The 24,643-nt window shown below is 35.8% G+C and carries 25 protein-coding genes and 1 tRNA gene; 16 read left to right on the top strand and 10 right to left on the bottom strand.

Going from position 1 to position 24,643, the window contains the following annotated elements; genetic code table 11:
- Positions 1–15: 15 nt before the first annotated feature.
- The 4 genes from Q0838_RS05190 to Q0838_RS05175 all read left to right on the top strand — a co-directional run bounded on the left by Q0838_RS05190 (position 16) and on the right by Q0838_RS05175 (position 4,232).
- A complete protein-coding gene (locus tag Q0838_RS05190; protein WP_298952079.1) occupies positions 16–1,536 on the top strand; it encodes a HAMP domain-containing sensor histidine kinase in 1,521 nt (506 codons plus the stop codon).
- Positions 1,529–2,218, top strand: a complete 690-nt coding sequence (locus tag Q0838_RS05185; RefSeq protein ID WP_104514285.1) for a response regulator transcription factor — start codon at positions 1,529–1,531, stop codon at positions 2,216–2,218. Before Q0838_RS05190 ends, Q0838_RS05185 begins: the two co-directional genes overlap by 8 nt.
- Before the next feature lie 608 nt (positions 2,219–2,826).
- Positions 2,827–3,612 (top strand): hypothetical protein, encoded by a 786-nt coding sequence (locus Q0838_RS05180; protein WP_298952074.1) that lies wholly within the window; start codon positions 2,827–2,829, stop codon positions 3,610–3,612.
- 2 nt (positions 3,613–3,614) lie between these two features.
- Positions 3,615–4,232, top strand: a complete 618-nt coding sequence (locus Q0838_RS05175; protein WP_298952072.1) for a deoxynucleoside kinase — start codon at positions 3,615–3,617, stop codon at positions 4,230–4,232.
- Positions 4,233–4,355: 123 nt separating this feature from the next.
- Here Q0838_RS05175 and trpS read toward each other — a convergent pair whose 3' ends face one another.
- Positions 4,356–5,324, bottom strand: coding sequence for a tryptophan--tRNA ligase (gene trpS / locus Q0838_RS05170; protein WP_298952070.1), 969 nt, complete (start codon positions 5,322–5,324; stop codon positions 4,356–4,358).
- A 233-nt stretch (positions 5,325–5,557) separates the two neighbouring features.
- Between trpS and Q0838_RS05165 the strand changes: the two genes are divergently transcribed.
- Positions 5,558–6,217 carry a lysophospholipid acyltransferase family protein gene (locus tag Q0838_RS05165; RefSeq protein ID WP_366942016.1) on the top strand — a complete coding sequence of 220 codons (660 nt, stop codon included), beginning with the start codon at positions 5,558–5,560 and terminating at the stop codon, positions 6,215–6,217.
- 136 nt (positions 6,218–6,353) lie between these two features.
- Here the strand turns inward: Q0838_RS05165 and Q0838_RS05160 are convergent, their stop codons facing one another.
- The 6 genes from Q0838_RS05160 to Q0838_RS05135 all read right to left on the bottom strand — a co-directional run bounded on the left by Q0838_RS05160 (position 6,354) and on the right by Q0838_RS05135 (position 13,264).
- Positions 6,354–7,961 (bottom strand): outer membrane beta-barrel protein, encoded by a 1,608-nt coding sequence (locus tag Q0838_RS05160; RefSeq protein WP_298952068.1) that lies wholly within the window; start codon positions 7,959–7,961, stop codon positions 6,354–6,356.
- Entirely contained in the window at positions 7,954–8,487 is a 534-nt protein-coding gene (locus tag Q0838_RS05155; RefSeq protein ID WP_366942015.1) for a sigma-70 family RNA polymerase sigma factor, read from the bottom strand. Before Q0838_RS05155 ends, Q0838_RS05160 begins: the two co-directional genes overlap by 8 nt.
- 38 nt (positions 8,488–8,525) lie before the next feature.
- Complete coding sequence (locus Q0838_RS05150) at positions 8,526–8,948, bottom strand: hypothetical protein (RefSeq protein WP_298952064.1); 423 nt, start codon at positions 8,946–8,948, stop codon at positions 8,526–8,528.
- Positions 8,949–9,059: 111 nt separating this feature from the next.
- A complete protein-coding gene (recA, locus tag Q0838_RS05145) occupies positions 9,060–10,073 on the bottom strand; it encodes a recombinase RecA (RefSeq protein WP_298952062.1) in 1,014 nt (337 codons plus the stop codon).
- A 188-nt stretch (positions 10,074–10,261) separates the two neighbouring features.
- Positions 10,262–10,438 (bottom strand): hypothetical protein, encoded by a 177-nt coding sequence (locus Q0838_RS05140; protein WP_298952060.1) that lies wholly within the window; start codon positions 10,436–10,438, stop codon positions 10,262–10,264.
- A 477-nt stretch (positions 10,439–10,915) separates the two neighbouring features.
- A complete protein-coding gene (locus tag Q0838_RS05135; RefSeq protein ID WP_298952059.1) occupies positions 10,916–13,264 on the bottom strand; it encodes a T9SS type A sorting domain-containing protein in 2,349 nt (782 codons plus the stop codon).
- A 185-nt stretch (positions 13,265–13,449) separates the two neighbouring features.
- Between Q0838_RS05135 and Q0838_RS05130 the strand changes: the two genes are divergently transcribed.
- A complete protein-coding gene (locus Q0838_RS05130; protein WP_298952057.1) occupies positions 13,450–14,481 on the top strand; it encodes a rhodanese-related sulfurtransferase in 1,032 nt (343 codons plus the stop codon).
- A 79-nt stretch (positions 14,482–14,560) separates the two neighbouring features.
- Complete coding sequence (gene dusB, locus Q0838_RS05125) at positions 14,561–15,553, top strand: tRNA dihydrouridine synthase DusB (protein WP_298952055.1); 993 nt, start codon at positions 14,561–14,563, stop codon at positions 15,551–15,553.
- Here the strand turns inward: dusB and Q0838_RS05120 are convergent.
- Positions 15,538–16,755: an FtsX-like permease family protein gene (locus Q0838_RS05120; protein WP_298952053.1), complete on the bottom strand. Its 1,218-nt coding sequence runs from the start codon at positions 16,753–16,755 to the stop codon at positions 15,538–15,540. The genes dusB and Q0838_RS05120 overlap by 16 nt on opposite strands.
- Entirely contained in the window at positions 16,755–17,150 is a 396-nt protein-coding gene (locus Q0838_RS05115) for a ribosome-binding factor A (protein ID WP_298952051.1), read from the bottom strand. The genes Q0838_RS05120 and Q0838_RS05115 overlap by 1 nt, the downstream gene beginning before the upstream one ends.
- 115 nt (positions 17,151–17,265) lie before the next feature.
- Here Q0838_RS05115 and mce point away from each other — a divergent pair, with 115 nt between their 5' ends.
- The 4 genes from mce (at position 17,266) to Q0838_RS05095 (ending at position 18,570) form a co-directional block, all read left to right on the top strand.
- Positions 17,266–17,670, top strand: coding sequence for a methylmalonyl-CoA epimerase (gene mce / locus Q0838_RS05110; protein WP_298952049.1), 405 nt, complete (start codon positions 17,266–17,268; stop codon positions 17,668–17,670).
- A gap of 74 nt (positions 17,671–17,744) precedes the next feature.
- Positions 17,745–17,818, top strand: a tRNA-Ile gene (locus Q0838_RS05105).
- 55 nt (positions 17,819–17,873) lie between these two features.
- Entirely contained in the window at positions 17,874–18,164 is a 291-nt protein-coding gene (locus Q0838_RS05100) for a GIY-YIG nuclease family protein (RefSeq protein ID WP_298952047.1), read from the top strand.
- Between the two features lie 115 nt (positions 18,165–18,279).
- Positions 18,280–18,570, top strand: a complete 291-nt coding sequence (locus Q0838_RS05095) for a GIY-YIG nuclease family protein (protein WP_298952047.1) — start codon at positions 18,280–18,282, stop codon at positions 18,568–18,570.
- 200 nt (positions 18,571–18,770) lie between these two features.
- Here the strand turns inward: Q0838_RS05095 and Q0838_RS05090 are convergent, their stop codons facing one another.
- On the bottom strand, positions 18,771–19,526 hold the full coding sequence (locus Q0838_RS05090) for a helix-turn-helix transcriptional regulator (protein WP_298952046.1): 756 nt from the start codon (positions 19,524–19,526) through the stop codon (positions 18,771–18,773).
- Positions 19,527–19,843: 317 nt separating this feature from the next.
- On the opposite strand from Q0838_RS05090, the gene Q0838_RS05085 reads away from it, so the two are divergent.
- The 5 genes from Q0838_RS05085 to Q0838_RS05065 all read left to right on the top strand — a co-directional run bounded on the left by Q0838_RS05085 (position 19,844) and on the right by Q0838_RS05065 (position 24,378).
- Positions 19,844–20,239 carry a molecular chaperone Tir gene (locus Q0838_RS05085; RefSeq protein WP_298952044.1) on the top strand — a complete coding sequence of 132 codons (396 nt, stop codon included), beginning with the start codon at positions 19,844–19,846 and terminating at the stop codon, positions 20,237–20,239.
- A 64-nt stretch (positions 20,240–20,303) separates the two neighbouring features.
- Complete coding sequence (locus Q0838_RS05080; protein ID WP_298952042.1) at positions 20,304–21,017, top strand: PspA/IM30 family protein; 714 nt, start codon at positions 20,304–20,306, stop codon at positions 21,015–21,017.
- A 75-nt stretch (positions 21,018–21,092) separates the two neighbouring features.
- Positions 21,093–21,803 carry an OB-fold-containig protein gene (locus tag Q0838_RS05075; RefSeq protein ID WP_298952040.1) on the top strand — a complete coding sequence of 237 codons (711 nt, stop codon included), beginning with the start codon at positions 21,093–21,095 and terminating at the stop codon, positions 21,801–21,803.
- Positions 21,804–21,807: 4 nt separating this feature from the next.
- The gene (locus Q0838_RS05070; RefSeq protein WP_298952038.1) at positions 21,808–22,215 is read left to right on the top strand and encodes a hypothetical protein; all 408 of its coding nucleotides are present in this window, start codon (positions 21,808–21,810) and stop codon (positions 22,213–22,215) included.
- A gap of 90 nt (positions 22,216–22,305) precedes the next feature.
- Positions 22,306–24,378 (top strand): flotillin family protein, encoded by a 2,073-nt coding sequence (locus Q0838_RS05065; protein ID WP_298952036.1) that lies wholly within the window; start codon positions 22,306–22,308, stop codon positions 24,376–24,378.
- The last annotated feature ends 265 nt before the right edge of the window (positions 24,379–24,643 follow it).

The following is a 24,643-nucleotide window of genomic DNA, read 5'->3' as shown; positions in this document are numbered from 1 at the left end:
CGCACCTTTGAAAATATGAATGATAGAAAATATCACTTTCTTCTAGTTTTAATAAGCCTGGTAGTACTAGCTACTCTAGCTATACAAGTCTATCTTAATTACATAAACTTAAAGGACTCTGAAGACCAGCTGGTCGTCGAGCTTCAAAATAGCCTGGATGAAAGTGTAGATACTTATTATGCCTTACTTGCCAAGGATAATAATATAGGTATTATGGTAAAAAAAACTACTAATAAACATCCTTATATTAAAGACATGTTTGAGCGTTTTGATACCGATACTCTTAGCCGCAGTCTGGGTTACAACGGTTTTAAATTTGACGATATACCTCTTGATGATATTTCAGAAATATTCCTATATAATGGAGCAAACATGTCTACTCTTAATGAAATAGAACCTGTTAAAGATCTATGGAATCTACCTAATTATGAGATAAACGCACAACCAGATAATAACTTTGCACTAGAAATACAGACCTTTTTTGCCGATACTCAAAACTTACAAAAAGCAGTAGCAGAGCTCAATTCAAAAATGATTTTAAGTATCAAGGAAGAGAGCATGAACTTAGAAAGACTAGATAGTTTAGTAAATTCTAATTTAGACAGGAAAAAGATTCATGTCAACTTTGATCTTATGTTGATTAAAAAACGACAGGTTGACTCATTATTTCCATTACAAAAAAATAATGCTCTACGTGCGTCTTCTGAATTACTACCTAGAAATCAAGCGCTAACTCTTACCTATTCTAGTCTATCTAAGACCATCTTTAAATTAAATATAACAGGTATTTTATTAAGCGCACTTCTTATCGCAGCAGTTGTTTTATGTCTTTTTTATCTATTACAGATAATTAAAAAGCAAAAAGCGCTAGGCGAGATGAAAAACGATCTCATCTCTAACATTACACACGAGTTTAAAACACCTATCGCTACTGCTAGCGCTGCACTAGAAGGAGTACAGAGTTTTAATAATAGTGGAGATCTCGATAAAACCGATCGGTATTTAAGTATGGGGCGCGACCAGTTAGTAAAATTAAATGGTATGGTAGAGCGCATACTAGAAACTGCCACACTAGACAGTAAAGATCTTATGCTACAGAAAAGTGCTTTTGAAATAAATGAACTAATAGATATAATTATTAAAAAGCATCAAAATCAAACTTCTAAAAAAATCACTTTTAAAGAGATAGATAAAAACATTACCATTACTGCCGATGCTTTTCACCTAGAAAACGCCATTAATAACCTGGTAGATAACGCAATAAAATACGGTGGTGACCAGATAACGGTAGAATTAAAAAACAATAATAATTACACGGTTATAACTGTTAGCGATAATGGACAGAATTTAAGTAATAAAGACGTAAAACTAATTTTTGACAAGTTTTATCGTGTAGGAAAAGGAAACCGACACGATGTTAAAGGATTCGGTATCGGTTTATTTTATACTAAATCTATTATAGAAAAACACAACGGTACGATTACTGCTGCTGCACAACCACAAACCACTTTTAAAATCACGATGCCTCATGAATAAAAATACTACCATAGACATTATCCTCGCCGAAGATGAACCTGCACTAGGAATGATCGTAAAAGAGAGTCTAGAAACTAGAGGTTTTAGTGTACGACATAAAGAAAACGGTGCACTGGCACTAGATGCTTTTCATGAAAAACAACCAGACATACTGGTGCTAGATGTAATGATGCCGCAACTAGACGGTTTTGAACTTGCTAAGAAAATACGCGTAGAGAATGAAGAAATACCTATTATTTTTCTTACCGCAAAATCTCAAACAGAAGACGTTCTAGAAGGTTTTCATGTAGGTGGTAATGACTACCTTAAGAAACCCTTTTCTATGGAAGAGCTTATCGTGCGCATAGAAAATTTATTGAGTAGACAGACGGTTCAAAAAACAGCTGCTATTTATGAACTAGGCGACTATTCTTTTAATTTTCCAAAACAACAACTCATTTATAAAGAAGAGGTTACTAAATTAACCCACAGAGAATCACACTTACTGTATCATCTAGTTTTAAAGAAAAACAAAGTACTAGACCGTACTTTTATTCTTAAAAAATTATGGGGTAATGACGACTTTTTCTCTGGCCGTAGTATGGATGTATTTATTACTAAGTTGAGAAAAAAACTAGCGCAAGACGACCAGTTAGAAATAGTTAACGTGCGTGGTTATGGATATAAATTAATGGCGCCATAGTAGTTATCAGAATACTAATTGCTTTTGCGGCGATCTAAATTCAGCCAAAAATGACCTATTTAAAAAGTCTTCTTACCATCAAACCGTGGATTTGGTTTTCAATATTTGTTCTCTATAGTATTGTAGGCAATGCGTTTCCTATATATGTACCTATTTTTCTATTTCTATTGACATCTTTCTTCACTTATTGGACTCTAGGTGTAGGAACTGAGCTTCATGGGAAATTAAGAGACAATAGTATGTTAAGATTGAAACGTTTTAAATTTCAGATAGGATTTGTAATTGTGATCATATTAATAGCTTTATCGTTAGTTATAATAGGACAAAAGATTCTAGCTGAATTTATTAATGATAATAGTTGGATTTTGTGGATAATTATACCAATACATTTTCTTACTATGTTCTTTATGTTTCACACCATATACTTTCTCTCAAAGTGTATCTCAGTTTTAAGAAATGAAAGAGGAAACGTCCACTGGTATATGCTTGGTTTTTGGTTTTTCCCAATTGGAATTTGGATTATTCAACCTAGGATCATTAAATTGATTAATAAAGAAGATTGATAATCTCATTCTCTAAAATCCGTTACATAGTTGTAATTTGCGGTTATGAAATGGACCTTATTTTTACTTTTTATCAACTCACTTTCCTGGGCTCAAAAAACAGATCAAGGTTTTAATCTCACGGCAGACTCTTTCTATGGTCTGGATGATTTTGGCGCTGTTTATTATGGTAAAAAAGATGCCTTTTTCAAGAAAAATGGTAAAGAGATCACACAATTCTATGACCTACAATTAGGCGATTTAACTGAGGTAGATCTCATCAACCCATTAAGCATTTTATTATTCTACAAAGACACTCAGACCATAGTTTTACTAGATAATAGGCTTAATGAAAAGCAGCGTATTCTTTTAAATCAACTAACACCTAGCAGGTTTATAGAACACGCTAGACTAGCCGGCGAGCGACGTTTATGGCTGCACGATCTGGACCAGAACCGTCTAGAGTTATACGATTACATTAATAACAAGACTCTAATAAGCACCGCTGTTTTAAAAGAAACTACATCTCAATTATTGAGTGATTATAATTTTTGTCACGTGGTGAGTGATCGTTCTATAGAAACATACAACTCTTATGGTAGTAAAACCTCTTCCTTACCTATAGAAAGCGCCACACTTATAGATTATGATTTTGAACATCTAGTTCTATTAAAAGAAGGCGTAATTAAAGTGTATAAGTTAGATAAAACGTTCCGCTTTCGCGAAAGCGAGATCGCAACCATCACCATCTTAGAAAAGGACATTAAAACCCTTTATCTAAAGGGCGGAAAACTTTATCTTTGGCACGATAAACGTGTGGACGTTTATAAGATCAATCCTATTAAGAAATAAAAATGCATATAGCCGTTGCCGGAAATATAGGTGCTGGTAAAACTACCCTAACTAACTTACTTGCAAAACATTATAAATGGACACCTCAATTTGAGGACGTTCTAGAGAACCCATATCTAGAAGATTTTTATCAAGATATGGAACGCTGGTCCTTTAATTTACAGGTCTATTTCTTAAACAGCCGTTTCCGTCAGGTGCTGGATATACGCGAGAGTGGAAATAAAATTATACAGGATCGTACTATTTATGAAGATGCCAGCATATTTGCGCCTAACCTACATGCGATGGGATTGTTATCTCAACGTGATTTTGATAATTACAGTTCCCTATTTGACCTTATGGAAAAGGTAGTCGCTGCTCCAGATTTATTGATTTATTTGCGCAGTTCTATACCTAATTTAGTGAATCAAATTCATAAACGTGGTCGCGATTATGAAAACACGATCTCCATAGATTACCTAAGCCGCTTAAATGAGCGCTATGAGGCGTGGGTTCATGGTTATGATAAAGGTAACCTATTAATAATCGATGTAGATGATATCGATTTTGTAAACAATCCTGAAGACCTAGGTGGTATTATTAATAAAATTGATGCCGAGTTAACTGGGCTTTTTGCTTAAAGATTAAAGATATCTGATTAACGATTAGAGATTTTTGATTTGTTCACTCTTGTGAAAATAATAAATTAACAAAGCCTGTTCTAAATATTAGAACAGGCTTTGTTATAAATAAGTATTCAAGTATTAATACCCTACTTTACTACGTACACGTTTTAATACATCATTTGCGATATGACGTGCTTTAAAAGCACCTTCTTCTAGTGCCTCGTCTATTTCATGTCTGTTATCCATAAGATAGTTATAACGTTCTCTTGCATCTTTGAATCGGTCACAAAGTGCTTCAAAAAGCGCTTGCTTAGCATGTCCATAACCGTAATTACCAGCCTCATAATTATTGCGCAATTCTTGTATTTTTTGCTCTGGTGCAATTAACTTATATAATGCAAAAACATTACAAGTATCTGGATTTTTAGGCTCTTCTAACGGTGTACTATCTGTCTCTATAGACATACACTGTTTGCGCAATTTCTTATCGGTCTGGAAAATATCGATATAATTGCCTCTAGACTTACTCATCTTTTCTCCATCAGTTCCTGGAATAAGCATTCCATCCTTTTGAATCTTTGCTTGAGGTTCAATAAAAGTTTCTCCCATCTTATTATTAAATCTACCAGCAACGTCTCTAGTAATCTCAAGATGTTGTAATTGATCTTTTCCTACAGGAACGATCTCTGCATCATATAATAAAATATCTGCAGCCATTAACATAGGATAGGTAAAAAGACCAGCGTTTACATCTTCTAGACGGTCTGCTTTATCTTTAAAACTATGCGCTAGAGTTAGCCTTTGAAATGGGTAGAAACAAGCAAGGTACCAGTTTAATTCTGTTACTTGCGGTATATCACTTTGTCTATAAAAAACGGTCTTATTGATATCTAGACCACATGCCAGCCATGCTGCTGCTGTAGAATAGGTGTTTTCTCTTAATAAATCTCCGTCCTTAATCTGTGTCAAGGAATGCATGTCTGCGATAAAAAGAAAAGAATCGTTTTCTTCATTTGTAGACATTTCGATCGCTGGTAAAATTGCTCCTAGAAGGTTTCCTAAGTGCGGTGTCCCAGTAGATTGAACGCCAGTAAGTATTCTTGCCATTGTTTTTAATTGAAGATCAAAGATAATTAGTAAAAAGTGATCAACACAATGTAAAACGCGTTAAAGCTTTATAAAATATCGAGAGATCAATTATTTTAAGTAGATCGATAGATATACATGATCATAAAATCATAAATTCTTCTATTTTTGATATCTTGAAATGGATGCGCTACATATTGATGCCTTTGTACCGAGTATGGTTTTATATTTTAATGGGTGTACCCATTATTATTATGTTTCCCTTACTGGTACTGCTTACTATTTCAGAAAAAACGTATCATTTATTCTTTAAGGTAGCTCGATTATGGTCGGCAATAATTATCTATGGCATGGGTTTTTGGCCAGTTATTAAGCGTGCACAACCCATGAAAAAGAATCAAAGTTATATGCTGGTTGCTAACCATACGAGTATGACAGACATTATGATGATGTTGTTGATCTCTAAAAACCCTTTTGTTTTTGTAGGTAAAAAAGAGCTTTCTAAGATTCCTGTTTTTGGTTTTTTCTATAAGCGTACTTGCATTCTAGTAGATAGAAAAAATCCTAGAAGTAGAAAAGAGGTTTTTAATCGTGCTAGCCAGCGTATGCAGGATGGTGTTGGGATTTGTATTTTTCCTGAAGGCGGCGTTTCTGAGGATTTAAATGTGGTTTTAGATCCTTTTAAGGATGGCGCTTTTAGACTAGCTATAGAGCATCAAATACCTTTATTACCAATTACTTTATACGATAATAAAAAACGATTTCCTTTCTATTTTTGGGGTGGTAGTCCTGGGATTATGAGAGCAGAAACTCATGCCCCAATAGAGACGGTAGGTATGAAGGTGATGGAGGATAAGGCACGCTTTCGCGAAAGCGTAAGAAACATCATTCTTCATTCTCTGGAAAAGGCTTAAAATAGAAAAACCGCTCCATGGCAGTGAAACGGTTTTTCATCATCATTGCAAAAATTGAGTTTCAATAACTAACCTCAATATTCTTCTTTTTCTTTTTCACTGAAATCTTAACTAGCTCACAATGACTACTAGCGATTTAAAAATTTAATGCCACACCACTTTGTACCCCAATGGTATAAGGCTTAAAGTCTGCAACGTTATTTCTTAAGGTACTTAATTGATATTTAAATGTAGGTTCTATAAACACACCTAATTTAGATGTAAAGTCATAACTTATTCCTAATCCAAAGTTTGCGCTCTGGTTGAATTCATTAAAATTACCATCCTCACCTAGTTCTAATCGCTGATTATCATTTTGAACAGTCACCATATTATCTGTTAGAAATAAAGCGCTCATTCCACCTAATACGTTTACCTTAAACTTATTGTTTACTAAACTGTATCTAAGTTCTAGCGGTACTTCTATGTAACCTAATCGTTGAGAAAGCTCTCCTTTAAAGCCTTGTAACTGGCTACCTACTAACTCTTGCGCTCCAAAACCAGTATCTAAGACATCATTAGAAATAGGGCTTAAATTATTCCCAACTGCATTGGTTATAGCACTAGAAGAATAAGCCTGAGATAAAAATCTACCGCGACTAGCTATATCTACATTTACCTGATAATTAACATCTTGTGTGGTAAAAGTCATATTTACATGATTAAGGCCGCTTCTCACACTCCATCGAGGAGAAATCTCATAGCTCAATCCTATACCATAACTTAAGTTAAGCCCTGCGTCTCGATTATTATCGACTACTTCACTGTTTATGGCACTACCACTTAAACTGCTGGAATACACAGGCCCTACTTGTGTACTTGCTGCCCATTTTCCTTTAAACACAGCTACATTTAGACTGTCTTCTTTTTCTTCTTGTGCTGCTATTTCTTCTAGAGTAGATAGTTTTTTCTTAATGGAGTCTACTACTGTAACGGTGTTCTTTAAAGCCTGTTTAGTTAGAATATCACCGGCTTTATTTTTTGAGCTATTAATAATACCTACTTTATTACTAGCTGTAGAATTATTTTCTGTAACAGAATTTATATCTTTAGAAGTTTCATTTACTACATGAGAATTATCACTTTGTGTTGCTAAAACAGATGAGTTATCACTTTGCGCAATAGGAGTTCTATTATATGTATTGTTAGCTATAGTTTTAGAGGGACTAGAAGGTGCATTTATTACCGTGATTTTATTTAAATCACTATTAGTAGAAGAATTACCAGCAGTTAATAAATTACTCGCTTTTTTAGGAGATTTTATTTGAGTCTTTATTCTCGTATCACTATAAGGATGTTTATTTAAATTATTTAAGCCGTTTTGTTCAGAATCAAGATTCTTAGTTACTAATTGCACATCACTAATTGATTCTTTGCTATCAAGTGTTGTGTCTAGATTATTATCGACATCTTTGACAGCGGTCTTTTTTTGAGTTTTTCTATGATTATCAATTGATGTAGGCACATTAACTATAGGTAGCTTATCATCTACAGTTGTGTTGCTGTCTACACTTATATAAACGGATAACAAGAGTGCTACTCCAGCAGCTACACCGGTTAGAATCAACCATAATGAAATGGTTTTATGCTTTTTATTACGTCCTATTTCTTGGCCTATATTATCCCAAACCATAGCAGGTGGCTTCACCTCAAAGTCTATAAAACCTTCTTGAAAAAGTCTATCTATATCTTTCTTATCACCCATAATAACTGGCGTTAGATTTATGCGATTCTCGCCATGCTTTAACCATTACTTGCAGGTTTTGCCTTGCTCGAGCAAGGTTAGATTTTGAAGTACCCAAGGTAATCTCCATCATTTCTGCTATTTCTTTATGACTGTATCCATCCATTACATACATGGTGAAGACCAGTCTATACCTTTCTGGTAACTGTTGTACCATAAAAAGTAAGTCTTTAAGCGGCACGTCATCAGATCCTTCTATCTCAACGGCTTCTACATCTTCTATTTGATCCTGATGAACTAAGTCAAATACTTTTGTACCTCTATACCTTTGTAAGGCTGTATTTACTGTTATTCTTTTACACCAGCCTTCAAAAGAACCTTTAAATTTAAACTGATCAATTTTTTTAAATATAGTGATAAAAGAATCTTGCAAAATGTCTTGTGCTTCTTGCTCATTAGGAGCATATCTTAAGCAGGATCCATAAAGCTTAGGCGAGAACATTTCATAGAGTACCTTTTGCGCTTTAGGATCATTATTTTTACACAATAAAACTATCTTTTTATAGTCCACAACTTAAAACCCAATCATTCTTCTACAGGTATCGTATATTCTAAATAAGTAGGTAGATTATTTACATCAAATCCTGTAAAGAATTTAAATACATAAGTTCCATTACTTGCTGCGAGAAATCTTAAATTTTGATCACTTCTCACTACCTCATCAATACAATTACCGTTACTAACTGATGCCACCACGGTAATAACCCTTTCATTTAAGTTAGAATCTACTTCAAAACCTGCAAAGTTCTGACAGCTGTTAGTAAAATCAAAAGTAACAGGAATTACATGCACATCACCGAAGGTAAACGCTTGTGGCAGGTCGACACTTTCTACAGCTAAAGCTTCATAATTAATAATTGCAGCGTTATCACCATCATCTATGCTACAACTTTTAAGAGTACTTAATGCTAGAGCAAGAATTATAATAAATTTTAATCTCATCTTCATTTTCAGTATTATACATTATAGATGCTCAATTATAAAAAAGGTTGCGTGTAGATTTAAAAAAACCGCTCCCTATTACAGAGAGCGGTTTAATTTTTTATAAAAACTAAAAGACTAGTTACTTATAGCTTTTATAGATTCCATTATTTTAACTTCTAACTCTTCTACTAGATCTGGATTATCTTTAAGAATAGTCTTAACAGAGTCGCGACCTTGTCCTAGTTTAGTATCTTCATAAGAGAACCATGAACCAGCTTTATTGATGATTTCATAATTAACACCTAAGTCAATGATTTCTCCTAGTTTAGAAACACCTTCACCGTACATGATATCAAATTCGGCCATTCTAAATGGTGGCGCTACTTTATTCTTAACCACTTTTACACGAGTCTTGTTACCTTGCACGGCACCACTACTGTCTTTAATTTGTGTAGATCTTCTTATGTCTAATCTTACAGAGGCGTAGAACTTTAATGCATTACCACCAGTAGTAGTCTCTGGATTACCGAACATCACACCTATTTTCTCACGTAACTGATTAATGAAAATAACGGTACAATTTGTTTTAGAAATAGAACCTGTTAGTTTTCTAAGTGCTTGAGACATTAAGCGAGCGTGAAGACCCATTTTACTATCTCCCATTTCACCTTCTATCTCACTCTTAGGAGTAAGTGCTGCTACAGAGTCCACTACTATTATGTCTATTGCTCCCGAGCGTATTAGGTTATCTGCAATTTCTAGAGCTTGTTCTCCATTATCTGGTTGTGAAATAATTAAATTATCAAGATCAACACCCAGTTTCTCAGCGTAGAAACGGTCAAAGGCGTGTTCTGCATCAATAAATGCTGCGATACCGCCTGCCTTTTGACACTCTGCTATGGCGTGTAAAGTTAATGTCGTTTTACCAGAAGATTCTGGTCCATAAATTTCAATAACTCTACCACGTGGATAACCACCTACACCTAAAGCTGCGTTTAACGCAAGTGATCCGGTAGAAATAGATTCTACCTCAACAACTTGCTTATCACCCATTTTCATTACCGTTCCCTTACCGTAAGCCTTATCTAGCTTATCGAGGGTTAATTTAAGGGCTTTTAATTTTGCTTCTTTCTCTTTATCGTCTGCCATTGTAATTATTTTAGGTAAAAATACGGCCTAGATAAAGCAGAAACAATAGTATAAAGATTAGGTTATTAACGATGTTTATAAAAATTCCGCTTTCGCGAAAGCGAAACTAATATCCAACAATAAAACATAAAAAAGGGAAACCCTGAATTAAGGTCTCCCTCTCTAATTATCAATTGAATAACTTAAGATTACTTTTTTGATCTTAATTTTGCTACCCCAATACCTATTGCAGCGCAAACAGCTAATAGCAAACCAGGAATCGGCGCAGTATCTTCTACATCATCCACAAAACCAGGAGCTTGTGCGTGTGCTATAGTACCTATTAATATAAAAATTACTAAAACTACATATTTGTTATTATTCATTTCCCTATATTTTTTTTTAAAAAATTATCTTTTAATTACCGCTTCTATCTTGTTAGAGATGTTCACTATGTATGGTTCATTTTCTAATCTAGAAATTACTTGCTGCCTGGCGTTAAATAAAGTCACCTGCAACTTTTCTCAATAAAAAAAATAAAGATAAATAAATTGCATCACCATTTACAAGATTAAGCAAACATTTACCTAATTAATAAACAAATGATCATCATTTCCTAACGTTTATCCTTAGAGAACTATATCAAATTTACATAAACCTTTACTTTCTATTTGATTTAAGATTATAGACATTTTATGATCAGTACGATAACAAAGCACTAAAAGACTTTATTTTATGTATAATCTCGTGATGATCTTCCGCTTTCGCGAAAGCGGAACAACAACAAATAGAACGGCATAAAAAAAGAGAATCTCATTACAAGATTCTCTTTTCTCAATAAATTAAAAGTGTGAATTACTTGATTACTCCTTTATAAATTTTAAAGTAGTCTGAGAAGCTCCATTAACCACTTTTACAAAGTACATACCTGTTGAAAGGCTAGAAATATTATTAATATTAATTGTAGTATTTACTTGATCAAAAGATCTAGTCATTACTTGCTGTCCTATAGAATTATAAATAGCGACCTCTAAAGAAGGTGCACTAGAGCCATTCATATTTAGAGTAACTACATCGCCATTTACTGGATTAGGATAAAGAGATAAATTATTTTCAAAAACACCTTCATTACCAGCTGTACCATCTATAATGAATCTACCTACATGAAAATCATAATCTTCTAAATCATCTGCTACCCCATCGCTAGCAAGAAATGCAAACTGAACTGTACCGCTGTAAGAACTTAAATCAACAGTTGCTCTGGTACCATCTACTGCAGGCTGGTTTGCAACCGTCCATGTTAGTAAAGAAATCCATGTAGTACCACCGTCTGTAGTTATAAGTAAATCTACCTGATCATCAGATCCCATAGTATCTGGAGCGCTTGTACTATTCCAATTAGTTACTGCCACCTCTACAGTAAGTACATCATTACTAGTACCTGTCATGTCATATCGTTCAGAAATAAGCCACTCTCTATCCAAATTTTGCCAAAGGTTGATCGCATTACTAGGTACAGAAGTACCTGAAAAATCCAGATAAGACCTACTATCTCTCCAGTCTGAAATACCGAATCCTGAAGGACCATCTACTATCTCACCATCACCAGCCTGATCCCAACAATTATTAGGAACATTTGAGGTGAAGTCTGTTGTTACAGGGTATGAAGTAACCGGATCACATAAAGTAGTAAAATTTAACGCATTTAAAGTCCATGGACTCTCATCACCTGCAGCACAAACCTCTCTAACGTAAATGAAATATTCTGTGTCTGCAGTAAGACCCATGACTGTATAGGTAACGTTAGGCATGTTACCAGCCACATCTGACCATGTTCCTGTAACTACAGGTGCTGCAGTAGCTGTGTCCATTAAAGCATATTCATAATTACCTGCGCTTGCAGCATTACCACTATCAAAATTAATTACAGCATCAGAAGAAGTAAAACTTACTATAGCAAGATTTGCAACGTCTGGGCAAGAAGGTACTTCTCTAACTTGAAATTTACTTACATGAAAATATACATCCTCAATATCATTTACTGTACCTTCATCACCTAAAAATGCAAATTGCACATTACCAGTAATTGAAGATAAATCATAAGTGATTTCTTCACCTATATCTGTAGGTACAGTTCCTTGTACCCAAGCTTGCATTTCGGTCCATGTAGAACCGTTATCAACAGTCATTAATAAACTCACTCTATCATCAGAACCTAAGTCTGCACCAGAACCGCTAGTACCACCTTCTGTTAAAGCTACGTACACATTTAATTCACTAGGTGCAGCAGTAGATAAATCAAAAACAGGTGATATAATCCAGTCACTTCTAGTCGCTTGATACAAGTTAATTCTATTACTAGGTGTGCCATTATGATTTGAAGCAATCCAGTTACCAGCACCAAAATCAGAAGGGCCAGAAGTCATATCTCCAATATCTGCCTCTTCCCAGCAATTAGGTACATTTACAGACATATCTGCATTGTAATCTGGCTGTATAAAATCACAAGTTGTTGTGAATGAAAACGGTCCAGAAAATACGCTAGAACCACCACCACAATCAGCACGTACATAATACTCATAAGAAGTTTCTGCTGTAAGATTTGTAGCAATAAATGGGTTAGACACTGCTATGTCAGTTGGGTTTCCTGTTGGAGTAAATCCATCAATCCCTAATTCTATATCCCAAGAAGTTTCTCCACTACCTCCAGATAACCATGATAATTGAGCGCTATCTGGTAAAAAATTACTGGCATTCAAATCAGTAGGCGGTAAACAAGCTGGTGGGTTAGGAACAACAATCATAAAAGAAGCTTCTAATTCATCAGCTGGAGTTTCCCAAGATGAATCAATGTCCACATTAGTACCATCATCTGGCGATACACCACCGTTATTACCTATAGAAGTACCATAAGCAGTAACATCTATGGTCGTACCATCCCAAGAGTCAGCATATCTATCATAACAGTTCACCCAGTAAGTACCAGGAGCTATAGCAATATTTTGATTAATAAGACCTTGTCCGTTTCCATAAGTTCCATCTCCTTGACCCCAGATTTGAGTCCCTGCACCGTCTGCCATGTCTGTTATACTAACCCACTTTTCAGATCCGAAACTACCTCCAGAGGTAGTTATATTAATAGTAGACTGTCCTTGAACTAACAGTCCAAAGGTGAATACCACCATAGTGGTTAAGAGTAATTTTAATTTCATATGATATTAGTTTTAGATTCTAGACTAAATTCTAGACCTAAAAAGTACAGTTAATTTAAACCTTATCTCAAAAACTAGTATTAAGTAGTTTAAATGACGCATTTATCGGACAAAAAGCTGCCTTTAGTCTTTTATTAATTCTCAGTACCTTTGCGCAAATTTTCAACACATAAACTGTTTATAGCATGCAACTGTATAACAAATTAAGTGCTGAAGAAAGACGTGTATTAATACGCGAGGCTGGAAAAGAACGCCTTACTATATCTTTCTATCAGTACCACCAGATCGGTAATCCCCAACTTTTTAGAGATCATCTATTTCTTCACTGGCATCCCATGGATGTTCTAGGCAGAATTTATGTCGCTCATGAAGGTATTAATGCACAACTATCTGTTCCAGGAGATCGTTTTAAAGAGTTTAAAACCTTTTTAGACGGTATAGATTTTTTAGAAAACGTACGTTTAAATATCGCAAGAGAACACGATAATGAGAGCTTCTTAAAACTCAAAGTAAAAGTGCGTAAAAAAATAGTCGCAGACGGGCTTGAAGACCAATCCTTTGATGTTACAAATAAAGGCATACATGTAGATGCAACAGCTTTCAATGAACTTATCGACGACCCTAATACCGTTCTCGTGGACATGCGCAACCATTACGAGTCAGAAATAGGACATTTTAAAAATGCCTGGACTCCAGATGTAGACACCTTTAGAGACAGTCTAGATTATATAGAAGATAAACTAAAAGACCATAAAGAAGACAAGAAGCTAGTCATGTATTGTACTGGTGGTATACGTTGTGAAAAAGCTAGTGCTTATTATAAACACAAAGGCTTTAAGGACGTTTATCAACTAGAAGGTGGTATCATAGAATACCACAGACAGGTAACTGAACAAAATTTAGAAAATAAATTCAGAGGTAAGAACTTTGTCTTTGACCACAGACTGGCAGAAAAGATAGGCAACGAGGTGATCTCTAACTGTCATCAATGTGGTGCACCTTGCGACACACATACTAATTGTGAAAACAATGCGTGCCACTTGCTATTTATACAGTGTGATTCTTGCAAAGAAAAATATGAGAATTGTTGTAGCGAGGAATGTAACGATATTATTAAATTACCATACGAAGAGCAAAAAGCTTTAAGAGCAGGACATTACAACAGCAATAACATTTTCAAGAAAGGCCGCTCAGAAAAGTTGGCTTATAAGAAATAGCTTAAGAAATTTAAATTAAGATTTTACAAGTTCCGCTTTCGCGAAAGCGGAATTTTCATTCAATCCTTACCCTAACAACATGGTTAAAATAGGCGATATAGAATTACCAGATTTCCCATTACTACTTGCACCTATGGAAGATGTAAGCGATCCACCTTTCCGTACGTTATGTAAAGAAAATGGTGCTGACGTAGTTTATACAGAATTCATTTCTAGTGAAGGTCTTATACGTGATGCTGCAAAAAGCACCATGAAACTAGATATTTATGAAAGTGAACGACCTGTAGGAATCCAAATATTTGGTGCAAATCTAGACTCTATGCTACAATGCGTAGAAATAGTAGAACGTACAAAGCCAGATATTATAGACATCAACTTTGGCTGTCCTGTAAAAAAGGTAGTCTCTAAAGGTGCAGGAGCAGGAATACTTAAAGATATAGATCTTATGGTAAAACTCACTAAGGCAATGGTAGAACATACCTCCTTACCCATTACCGTAAAAACGAGATTAGGCTGGGACGACGACTCTATAAAAATAGTAGAGGTTGCAGAGCGTTTACAGGATGTAGGAATAAAAGCCTTATCTATTCATGGCCGTACACGCGCACAAATGTATAAGGGTAACGCAAACTGGAAACCTATTGCACAGGTGAAGAACAATCCACGTATGCACATTCCTATATTCGGTAATGGAGATGTTACCACACCAGAGCTTGCTATGAAAATGCGTGATGAATACGGTCTAGACGGCTGCATGATAGGCCGTGCTAGCATAGGGTATCCATGGTTTTTTAACGAGATCAAGCATTTTTTTGAGCATGGAACACATATGGCACCACCTACCATGAAAGATAGAGTAGAAGTAGCTCGCAGACATTTACAAATGGCAATAGACTGGAAAGGAGAAACGCTAGGTGTTTTTGAAACACGCAGACATTATACAAATTACTTTAAAGGAATACCTAATTTTAAAGAATACCGCATGAAAATGGTCACTAGTGACGATTCTGCTGGGGTTTTTGCAGCCTTTGATGATGTGTTAGCAAAATTCGGTGATCATAATTTTGCCTGAGAAAGCAAACGATCATTTATTCTTCTAGAACCTATATAACTGGCGATTATCCCTAATACGGTAATAGTCGCCAGAGATATAATCACGTTCCAGAAATCCATCGCAAACGGATAAGGTAAACCAGGTGCTATATAGACCAGTTTATATTCTACTTGCAACACCACAAATAGCAACCCAATCACCAGACCTATAATCCCACCAGAAAGTGTCATAAGGCTGCCCTGTATAAAAAATATCTTGCGCAATGCTACCACTGGAGCACCTAGATCTAGTAAAGTTTTCAGGTTCTTCTTTTTATCAAGAATCATCATGATAATACTGCCTACTACATTAAATAAAGCAATAATTAACACCAGTGTAAAGATTAAATACACAATTAGATTTTCTGAATTAAGCATTTTATAAAGAGCATCATTCATCTGGAATTTATCCTTAATTTTAATAGGCTCTTTAAAAACATCATTAATCGCCATGCGTACATCGATCTCGTTTGCCGTAGGAGATAATTTCACCTCAACAGCACTAGCTGTAGAGTCTTCCATATTTAACAATCGGCGTGCTGCACTTATTCTAGTAAAAATGTACTTACTATCCAGCGTCTCATTAACGCTAAAAGTACCCACAGGTATAGCATCCATTTTAGAAAACGAACTAGTTATATTTAATTTATTAATGGCGTTAGTACCTGGTTTAGGCACCATAATTTGCATGTAACTACCATAGTTATTTACCGTAAGTGATAATCGAGAAGCTAGGGAGTATCCAGCTACTACTTGTGCATCGCTTTTAGATAACCAGCTACCATTATATAAAATAGAATCTGGCTGGATCATGTTTACATAATCATCAGGAACCCCTTTTATAAAGGCTATGTCATTTTTCTCTTCATAATTTAGAAACGCCTTTTCTTCTATGATAGCACATATTAATTCTACCCCTGGGATTTTTTCAAGTTCTCGCTTTCGCGAAAGCGGAATCGAAACAGTCTTACCTTTTACCGGTAAAATTTTGAGATCTGGATCAAAATAATTTGAAAATTCTGTACTAAATTCCTTAAGTCCTGAAAAACCAGAAAGCACGATAAAAAGTGCCGCAGTCCCTACTACAGTAATAATAAAACTAAGGATATTGATAATGTTAATGGCGTTTTTGCCATTTTTAGAAACGAGGTAACGTCGTGCTATGTAAAGAGAAAAATTCACTAAGACTTTTTACGTCGTGGCAAGAGATCTGGATTATCAATAGGATTATTCTCTCCTCTCAGTTCGCGATCTATTTGATCCATGTATTCTAAAGAATCGTCATTAAAAAACTGTAATTCTGGCATGCGTCTAAACTGGTGACGCACCTTTGCAGCCACTTCATAACGTATCTCATGACCCATTTCTACTATCTCCTTAACAACTACAACAGATTTCTCTGCTGGAAAAACAGACAGGTACACCTTTGCATAACCTAAATCTGGAGTAACAGTAACCTTAGTCACTGATACTATAAGATTGTTTACAGCATTCTTTCTCATCACATCCTGAATAACCGTAGATAGGTCGCCCTGTAATATTCCGGCTATTTTCTTCTGTCTATTACTTTCTTCCATGCTGCAAAGGTAAGTTGTTCCTCATTAAAAGTTAGTAGACTAACCGTAATATGACTATAGAAATAAGTTCTAATGGATTATCTACATTAAATTTGCCTTACAAAAAGTAAATTTAATGTTTGGAAAAATAGAACACTTAGGAATTGCAGTTAAAAATCTAGATCAAGCAAATGAATTATACACAAAACTTTTGGGGCGTGAACCCTATAAAACAGAAACGGTAGAGAGTGAATCTGTAGATACAAGTTTTTTTAAAAGTGGTGATAATAAGATAGAACTTCTTGCCGCAACTAGCGAGAGCAGTGCGATAGCAAAGTACATCGCTAAGAAAGGAGAAGGTATACATCACGTAGCATTTACCGTAACAGATATCAAGTCAGAGTTAATGAGATTAGAAAAGGAAGGTTTTCAAATTCTTAACAAAGAACCCAAACGTGGTGCCGATAATAAATGGGTCGCATTCCTACATCCCAAAGGAACAAATGGAGTTCTTATAGAATTATGTCAAGAAATTGAATAAAAGTTTGCAGTTATGGAATAATTGATTAAATTTGCACACTTTTTAGATAAGATATTACCAGCTATTATCTTATTGGGCCTATAACTCAGCTGGTTAGAGTATCTGACTCATAATCAGAAAGTCCCTGGTTCGAGCCCAGGTGGGCCCACAACAAGACCTTAGTTAACGCTAGGGTCTTTTTTATTTTAACACCTTTTACATACATGGCGTGGCTCTATATTATTTTTAGTAAACAATTGAATAAATTCTATGTAGGCATTACTCAAGACAGCCCAGAAGCAAGACTCAATGCACACAATCAAGGCAAATACGGAAATGCAAAATTTACTGCTACCACTCATGATTGGGAAATGAAACTAACTATACCATGTGATGATTACGCACATGCTACTCGATTAGAAAAGAAAATTAAAAGTATGAAAAGCAGAACGTACATCAAGAATTTAATGAAGTACGAAGAATTGCGAGAGAAAATCTTAAACAAAACTAGATAATCTGACTCTCCCGATAGCTATCGGGACAGAAAGTCCCTGGTTCGAGCCCAGGTGGGCCCACAACAAGACCTTAGTTAACGCTAGGGTCTTTTTTATTTTAACACCTTTTACATACATGGCGTGGCTCTATATTATTTTTAGTAAACAATTGAATAAATTCTATGTAGGCATTACTCAAGACAGCCCAGAAGCAAGACTCAATGCACACAATCAAGGCAAATACGGAAATGCAAAATTTACTGCTACCACTCATGATTGGGAAATGAAACTAACTATACCATGTGATGATTACGCACATGCTACTCGATTAGAAAAGAAAATTAAAAGTATGAAAAGCAGAACGTACATCAAGAATTTAATGAAGTACGAAGAATTGCGAGAGAAAATCTTAAACAAAACTAGATAATCTGACTCTCCCGATAGCTATCGGGACAGAAAGTCCCTGGTTCGAGCCCAGGTGGGCCCACAACAAGACCTTAGTTAACGCTAGGGGCTTTTTTGTTCCTATCGTATTTTAAAAAATCCTTACCACATTCTATTGGCCTCACAATAAAAACCCACAGGTCATTGTGTATTATTATTCAAGAGTTTAAATTTAAACTACCTCTATTTACTATCGCGCAACTCCTTCATTTGCAATTCTAACATCGCCAGTTTATCTTCAAAAGAGTCAGAGAAATCTGGCATACGTCTAAAGAAAACGTAACGCACACGCCACAATTGCTTCACAGCTTTTTTATCTACAGTAATATCATCAACATTTTTATGATCAGCTCTAAGAACCAGCCCCTTGTCCGTAATATACAGCCTTCTTAAAATAAGTGTCTTATCAGTTACCACAAGAACCACAGTTCCATTATTAAGCTTAGTAATCACATTTTTAGGCACCTTCTCACCTACCACTACATCTTTAGGAAACAGTCCTTTGTCATGTGTAGTCATTTCTAGATTAGTCACCGTATAACCTATAAAATCCTTTTCTACATTAAGTGGTAATGTAAGCGCAGGCAAATCGGAAAGAAAAGCATCATTGTCATAATATTCTATATAATCATGTGCCGTTTTTTCTGTAATACAAGGTATTTGTGCAAACTGCTCTCTCTCTAACTCTTCAGGCGTTAAAGTCAGGTTATCATTGAATCGCAGTAACTGATTCACGGTTAATTCGGCCGTGAGCATATCCCCTATAGCAATGCTAAAATAATTAGCAATAAGGATTATAGTATCTATCTTAGGCTCACTCCTACCTTCTTCATAAGCGCCTAAAGTACCTCTCTTTAAGTCAAATAGGTCTGCAAAGGCTTGCTGACTCAACCCTTTAACTCCACGTATTTTTTTTATGTTCTTTCCGAAAAATGACATATTTTGCTAATTTTATTTGCAGATATTAAATAATTATGTATCTTTACACTAACAATATTAGCTAAAGTATTTGATCTACACTAATATTTTGAGCAAAAGTTCTGGAGTTGTAACTCACTTTTTAGAACGATTGTTATTTAATACAACTGTAATAATGCAATAGGCCGTTGCTGTTTACGCTTTCGCGAAAGCGAGATAACCTTAAAACAAAAAAACTATGACACCTTTTATTATTTATATTATTGAAATAGCTACCCAAATTTTAGTGGGATTACCATAAGCTTTTTCGTAATATTAAACCTGCCAATTAACAAACAATGAATAATTACTTCAATACGATAAAAGACTACCTCTTACAGCTTGATTTTGACATCATCAGAGAAAATCCGCAAGACGGAATAATGGTGGTAGAAAAAGAAAGCGCTGGAGTTAAAAATATGATTTTGGGAATCGCACCGCCTATTCTCATTATGGAACAATATATTTTTAAAATCAATAATAAAAACGAAGAGGTTTTTAAGAGCCTGTTACAAAAAAACCGAGATATCATTCACGGCGCGTTTGTACTGGATGAAAGTGGTACTAAAGTCATATTTAGAGACACACTTCAAATAGAAAATCTAGACCTTAACGAGTTAGAAGGTACTCTTAACTCATTGAGCTTATTAATGAGCGAGTACTCAGACCAAATTATCAAATTTTCAAAATATTAGTACAAGCGCAACGCTTGCCCCTAAGTATAACAGCGGATGCAATCCGTCATATAAACACAACATCATGAACATATTTAAAAGAATATTTAAAATAGGAGAAGCACAAGCTAACAAAGCAGTTGATAACCTAGAAGACCCTATCACAATGACCGAACAAGGAATACGTGATATGAAAGAAGATCTTAATAAAAGTGTAGAGGCGGTCGCACAAGTAAAAGCAATGGCCATACGTTCTAAAAATGAATGTAATGAACACGAGGCAAAAGCTAAAGACTATGAGTCTAAAGCTATGTTGATTCTCAAAAAAGCACATTCTGGCGACATGGCAGTTGATGAGGCAGATCGCCTGGCTAAAGAAGCACTTACAAAAAAAGAAGAAGCTCAACAACACGCAAATCGTGCTGCTGCAGACACAGAAAAGTTTGAAAAAAATGTATCACAATTAAAAGATACCATTGAGACCATTAAAGGAAACATCACCAACTGGGAAAACGAACTTAAAACACTGAAAGCACGTGTTAAAGTAAGTGATGCAACAAAAAATGTCAATAAACAAATGGCAGAACTCGATAGCGCAGGAACCGTAAGCATGCTCGAGCGTATGAAGGAAAAAGTAGCGCAAGACGAAGCTCTTGCTGAGGCTTATGGAGATCTCGCAAAAACAAATAAATCTGTAGATGATGAAATTGATGCCGCTGCAGACATGACAGCATCTAAACTGGACGACGACCTGGCAAAACTTAAAGAGCAGTTAGGGATCAAAAAAGATGACGCGTAACGGACGCATGCCATGCGTCCAAACGTAAGGGCGGATCGCATCCGCCAGACATAAACCACTAAAAACTAACCAACCTTGGAAAACTATTTCAACATATTATTCTCTGAAGTGAACATCACACTTACCGTGTTGTTGATCATTCTCATTCTATACTGGCTTGCTACCATGATTTCAGGTATCGATTTTGACCTGGACATCGATGTTGACGTAGACGTAGATATAGATGCAGACATTGATCTAGACACCGGTATAGAAGGTGGTAACATGGATTTCCAGGATGTTGCAAATGCTGAGGTAGATCGCCAGCACGTGGTGAATAAACGCACTCGTAAACTTAAATGGTGGCAAATATTTTTGATCTACTTCAACTTTGTAGGCCTGCCATTCATGTTCACATTTACGTTTTGGATTTTTATCTGGTGGATGTCCTCCGTACTTACCACAATTATAACCAGTAGTTATGACAACTCATTTGGATATGTAATTGTTCTTGCGGCATTTGTACCAGCCTTAATACTGACTAAAGTGATCACCACACCATTTAAATCCTTTTTCAAAAATTTGAATAAAGATGGAGACAAAGCAGTAGACTTTTTAGGCCGTGAAGCCTTACTTTTATCTTCCATTTCTGGAGATAAATTAGGAAATGCAGAGGTCATGGCAGATGGTAACGTGATGAGTATCTATGTAAAATCTTTAGATGGATCAGAATTACGCTTTCGCGAAAGCGTGCTCATCATCAAACAATCTGATGATAAGAACTATTTTTTAGTGAGTAAAGCTTAAGTGTTTGGAAGAAGAGGAATTAAAAAAAATCGTTCAAGATTTAAGAACTCATAATTTAGAAAAGGATGCGTTCTTCGGTTTTATTCAGTATGGCGGTGGTCCTGATGAATCATGTATTAAAGCTAATAAAGAAGGAATACGATTATATGCAGCAGAATTATTAGCGGCCAGTGTTAAAATACCAGAAAAAAATTCGATTGGATTGCAAACAGAATGGACTTATGATAATGGTGATTTCTTTTTCGATTATATAGAGATTTCAGAAAAGATTGAAAACCAAGAAGAACAAGAAGCAAGAAAAAACAACTGGTGGTTAAATAAGTTATTTACTGTTGGGTGTATTTCAGTCATTGCTGCTTTAATTATATTTATAATAGTAGGTGGCTATACTGTTTTAAATTGGCTTCTGTAAAACAAAAAATGTCAGTCTGAGCTTGTCGAAGACGATGTATTTATCAATAAAAATAAAAACAACTAAATAAAAATAAACCAAACAAAAACTATGGACGGAACATTAGGAATCATTGTAACAGGAGTAGGAATCTTTCTATTTCTTGTAATTGTTTACTTCGCTATCATCGCGATGTTTTACAAAAAAGTACATCAAGGACAGGCGCTGGTGCGTACTGGTTTTGGAGGTACTAAAGTAGCTACAGACAAAGGACTTTATGTCGTACCAGTATTCCACCGTGTGGAGACTATGGATATTTCTGTAAAGAAAATCCAGATTGAACGTATGGGCGTAGAAGGACTGATCTGTAAAGACAACATGAGAGCCGATATTAAAGTAGCATTTTTCGTGCGTGTCAATAATGAAGTAGAATACATTAAAAAAGTAGCTCAAACCATAGGTGTAGCTCGTGCATCTCGTAAAGAGACACTTGAAGATCTTTTTGAAGCAAAGTTCTCTGAAGCATTAAAAACGGTAGGTAAGAAATTCGAATTTATCGATTTGTATGAAGCACGTCGCGAGTTTCGTGATGAGATTGTGGACATTATCGGTACGGACTTAAATGGTTATACACTTGAGGATTGTGCGATTGACTTCTTAGAACAAACCAGCGTTTCTCATTTAAAAGCTGACAACATCTTAGATGCTGAAGGTATCAAGAAGATTACAGATCTTACCGCTGCACAAAACATTAAAGCAAACCTGATCAAACGTGATGAGGAAAAGGTAATACGCAAGCAAGATGTGGAAGCTCGTGAAGCGATTCTAGAACTAGATAAGCAACTGGCCGAAAAAGAAGAGCAACAAAAACGTGAGATTGCTAACATAAAGTCTCGTGAAGATGCTGAAACACTAAAAGTAGCTGAAGAAGAAAGATTGAAGTCAGAAACAGCTCGTATCGCTACTACAGAAAAAGTTCAGGTTGCCGAAGAAAATATGCAACGTCAGATTATCGTTGCAGAGAAAAATAAGCAACGTACTGCTGCTGTAGAAACAGAACGTGTAGAAAAAGATCGCATGCTAGAACTTACCGAGAGAGAAAGAGTGGTGACTCTAGCTCAAATCGAGAAAGAAAAAGTAGTAGAGGTTGAGAAAAAGAACATTCAAGATGTCATTAGAGATCGTGTAGTCCTTGAAAAAGGTGTGGTAGAGGAGCAGGAAAATATGAAAGATATAGAGGCTTTCAAAACCGCAGATCGTGCTAAGCAAGTCGCTATAACTAATGCTGAAGCAAAAGCTCAAGATGATTTAATTAAAGTAACTAAGGCTGCAGAGGCTTCTAAACAAGCTGCAGTTCAAAAAGCTGAAGAAATCAACATAGAAGCACTTGCTCATAAAGAAGCTAGTGAAAAAGAAGCAGACGCACGTAAGATTCTTGCTGAAGCACAAGCTAAAGAAGAAGCAACTGTAGGTTTATCTGAAGCACAGGTAATGCATGCAAAAGCTGAGGCTAGCGAGCGTCAAGGAATTGTAGACGCACTCATCATCCAGAAAAAGGCTGAGGCTGAAGCAAGCGGTATCGCTGCAAAAGCTGAGGCTAAACGTAAAGACGGACTTGCAGAGGCTGAAGTAATCAAAGAAAAAGCCCTTGCAGATGCTGCTGGTATCGAAGAGAAAGCTGAAGCAATGAAGAAACTTGATGGCGTAGGTAAAGAACATGAAGAGTTTAAACTACGTCTAGATAAGGAACTTCAAGTAGATCTAGCACAAATCAATATCCAGAAAGATATTGCAGACGCACAAGCGCAAGTAATAGGAGATGCATTAAAAGCGGCTAAGATTGATATCGTAGGTGGTGAAACCATGTTCTTTGAACAAATCATTGGTCAGATCACTAAGGCAAAAGGTTATGACAGACTCGTAAATCATTCTGAAACTGTATCTGAAGTAAAAGATGCTATACTAGGAAGTGATGACGTAAAAGGTAATTTACTCGATAAGGTAAAGGACTTTGCAGACAAGTATAACATCAGCTCTGAGGACATCAAGAACCTGAGTATCGCAAACATTTTGAACAACCTACACGGTAAATCAAATGATGGCGATGAGAAAAACATGCTGAGCAACTTGTTGAACATGGCAAAAGGTATGGGACTTTCTGGGAAAAAGCTAGGAGATATCTAAACAAACAACCAGTAAGGGCGGATCGCATCCGCCCAATACTGTAAAAGACGCATGCGATGCGTCAACAACACGCATGCGATGCGTCAACAACACGCATGCGATGCGTCAACAACACGCATGCGATGCGTCAACAACACGCATGCAATGCGTCAACAACGCGCATGCAATGCGTCAACAACGCGCATGCAATGCGTCAACAACACGCATGCGATGCGTCAACAACACGCATGCGATGCGTCAACAACACGCATGCGATGCGTCAACA

It is taken from the genome of uncultured Nonlabens sp. (assembly GCF_947495285.1).
Lineage (GTDB): Bacteria > Bacteroidota > Bacteroidia > Flavobacteriales > Flavobacteriaceae > Nonlabens.
The sequence above is the reverse complement of the archived record's forward strand: the minus strand, read 5'-3'. Positions and strand labels throughout refer to the sequence as shown.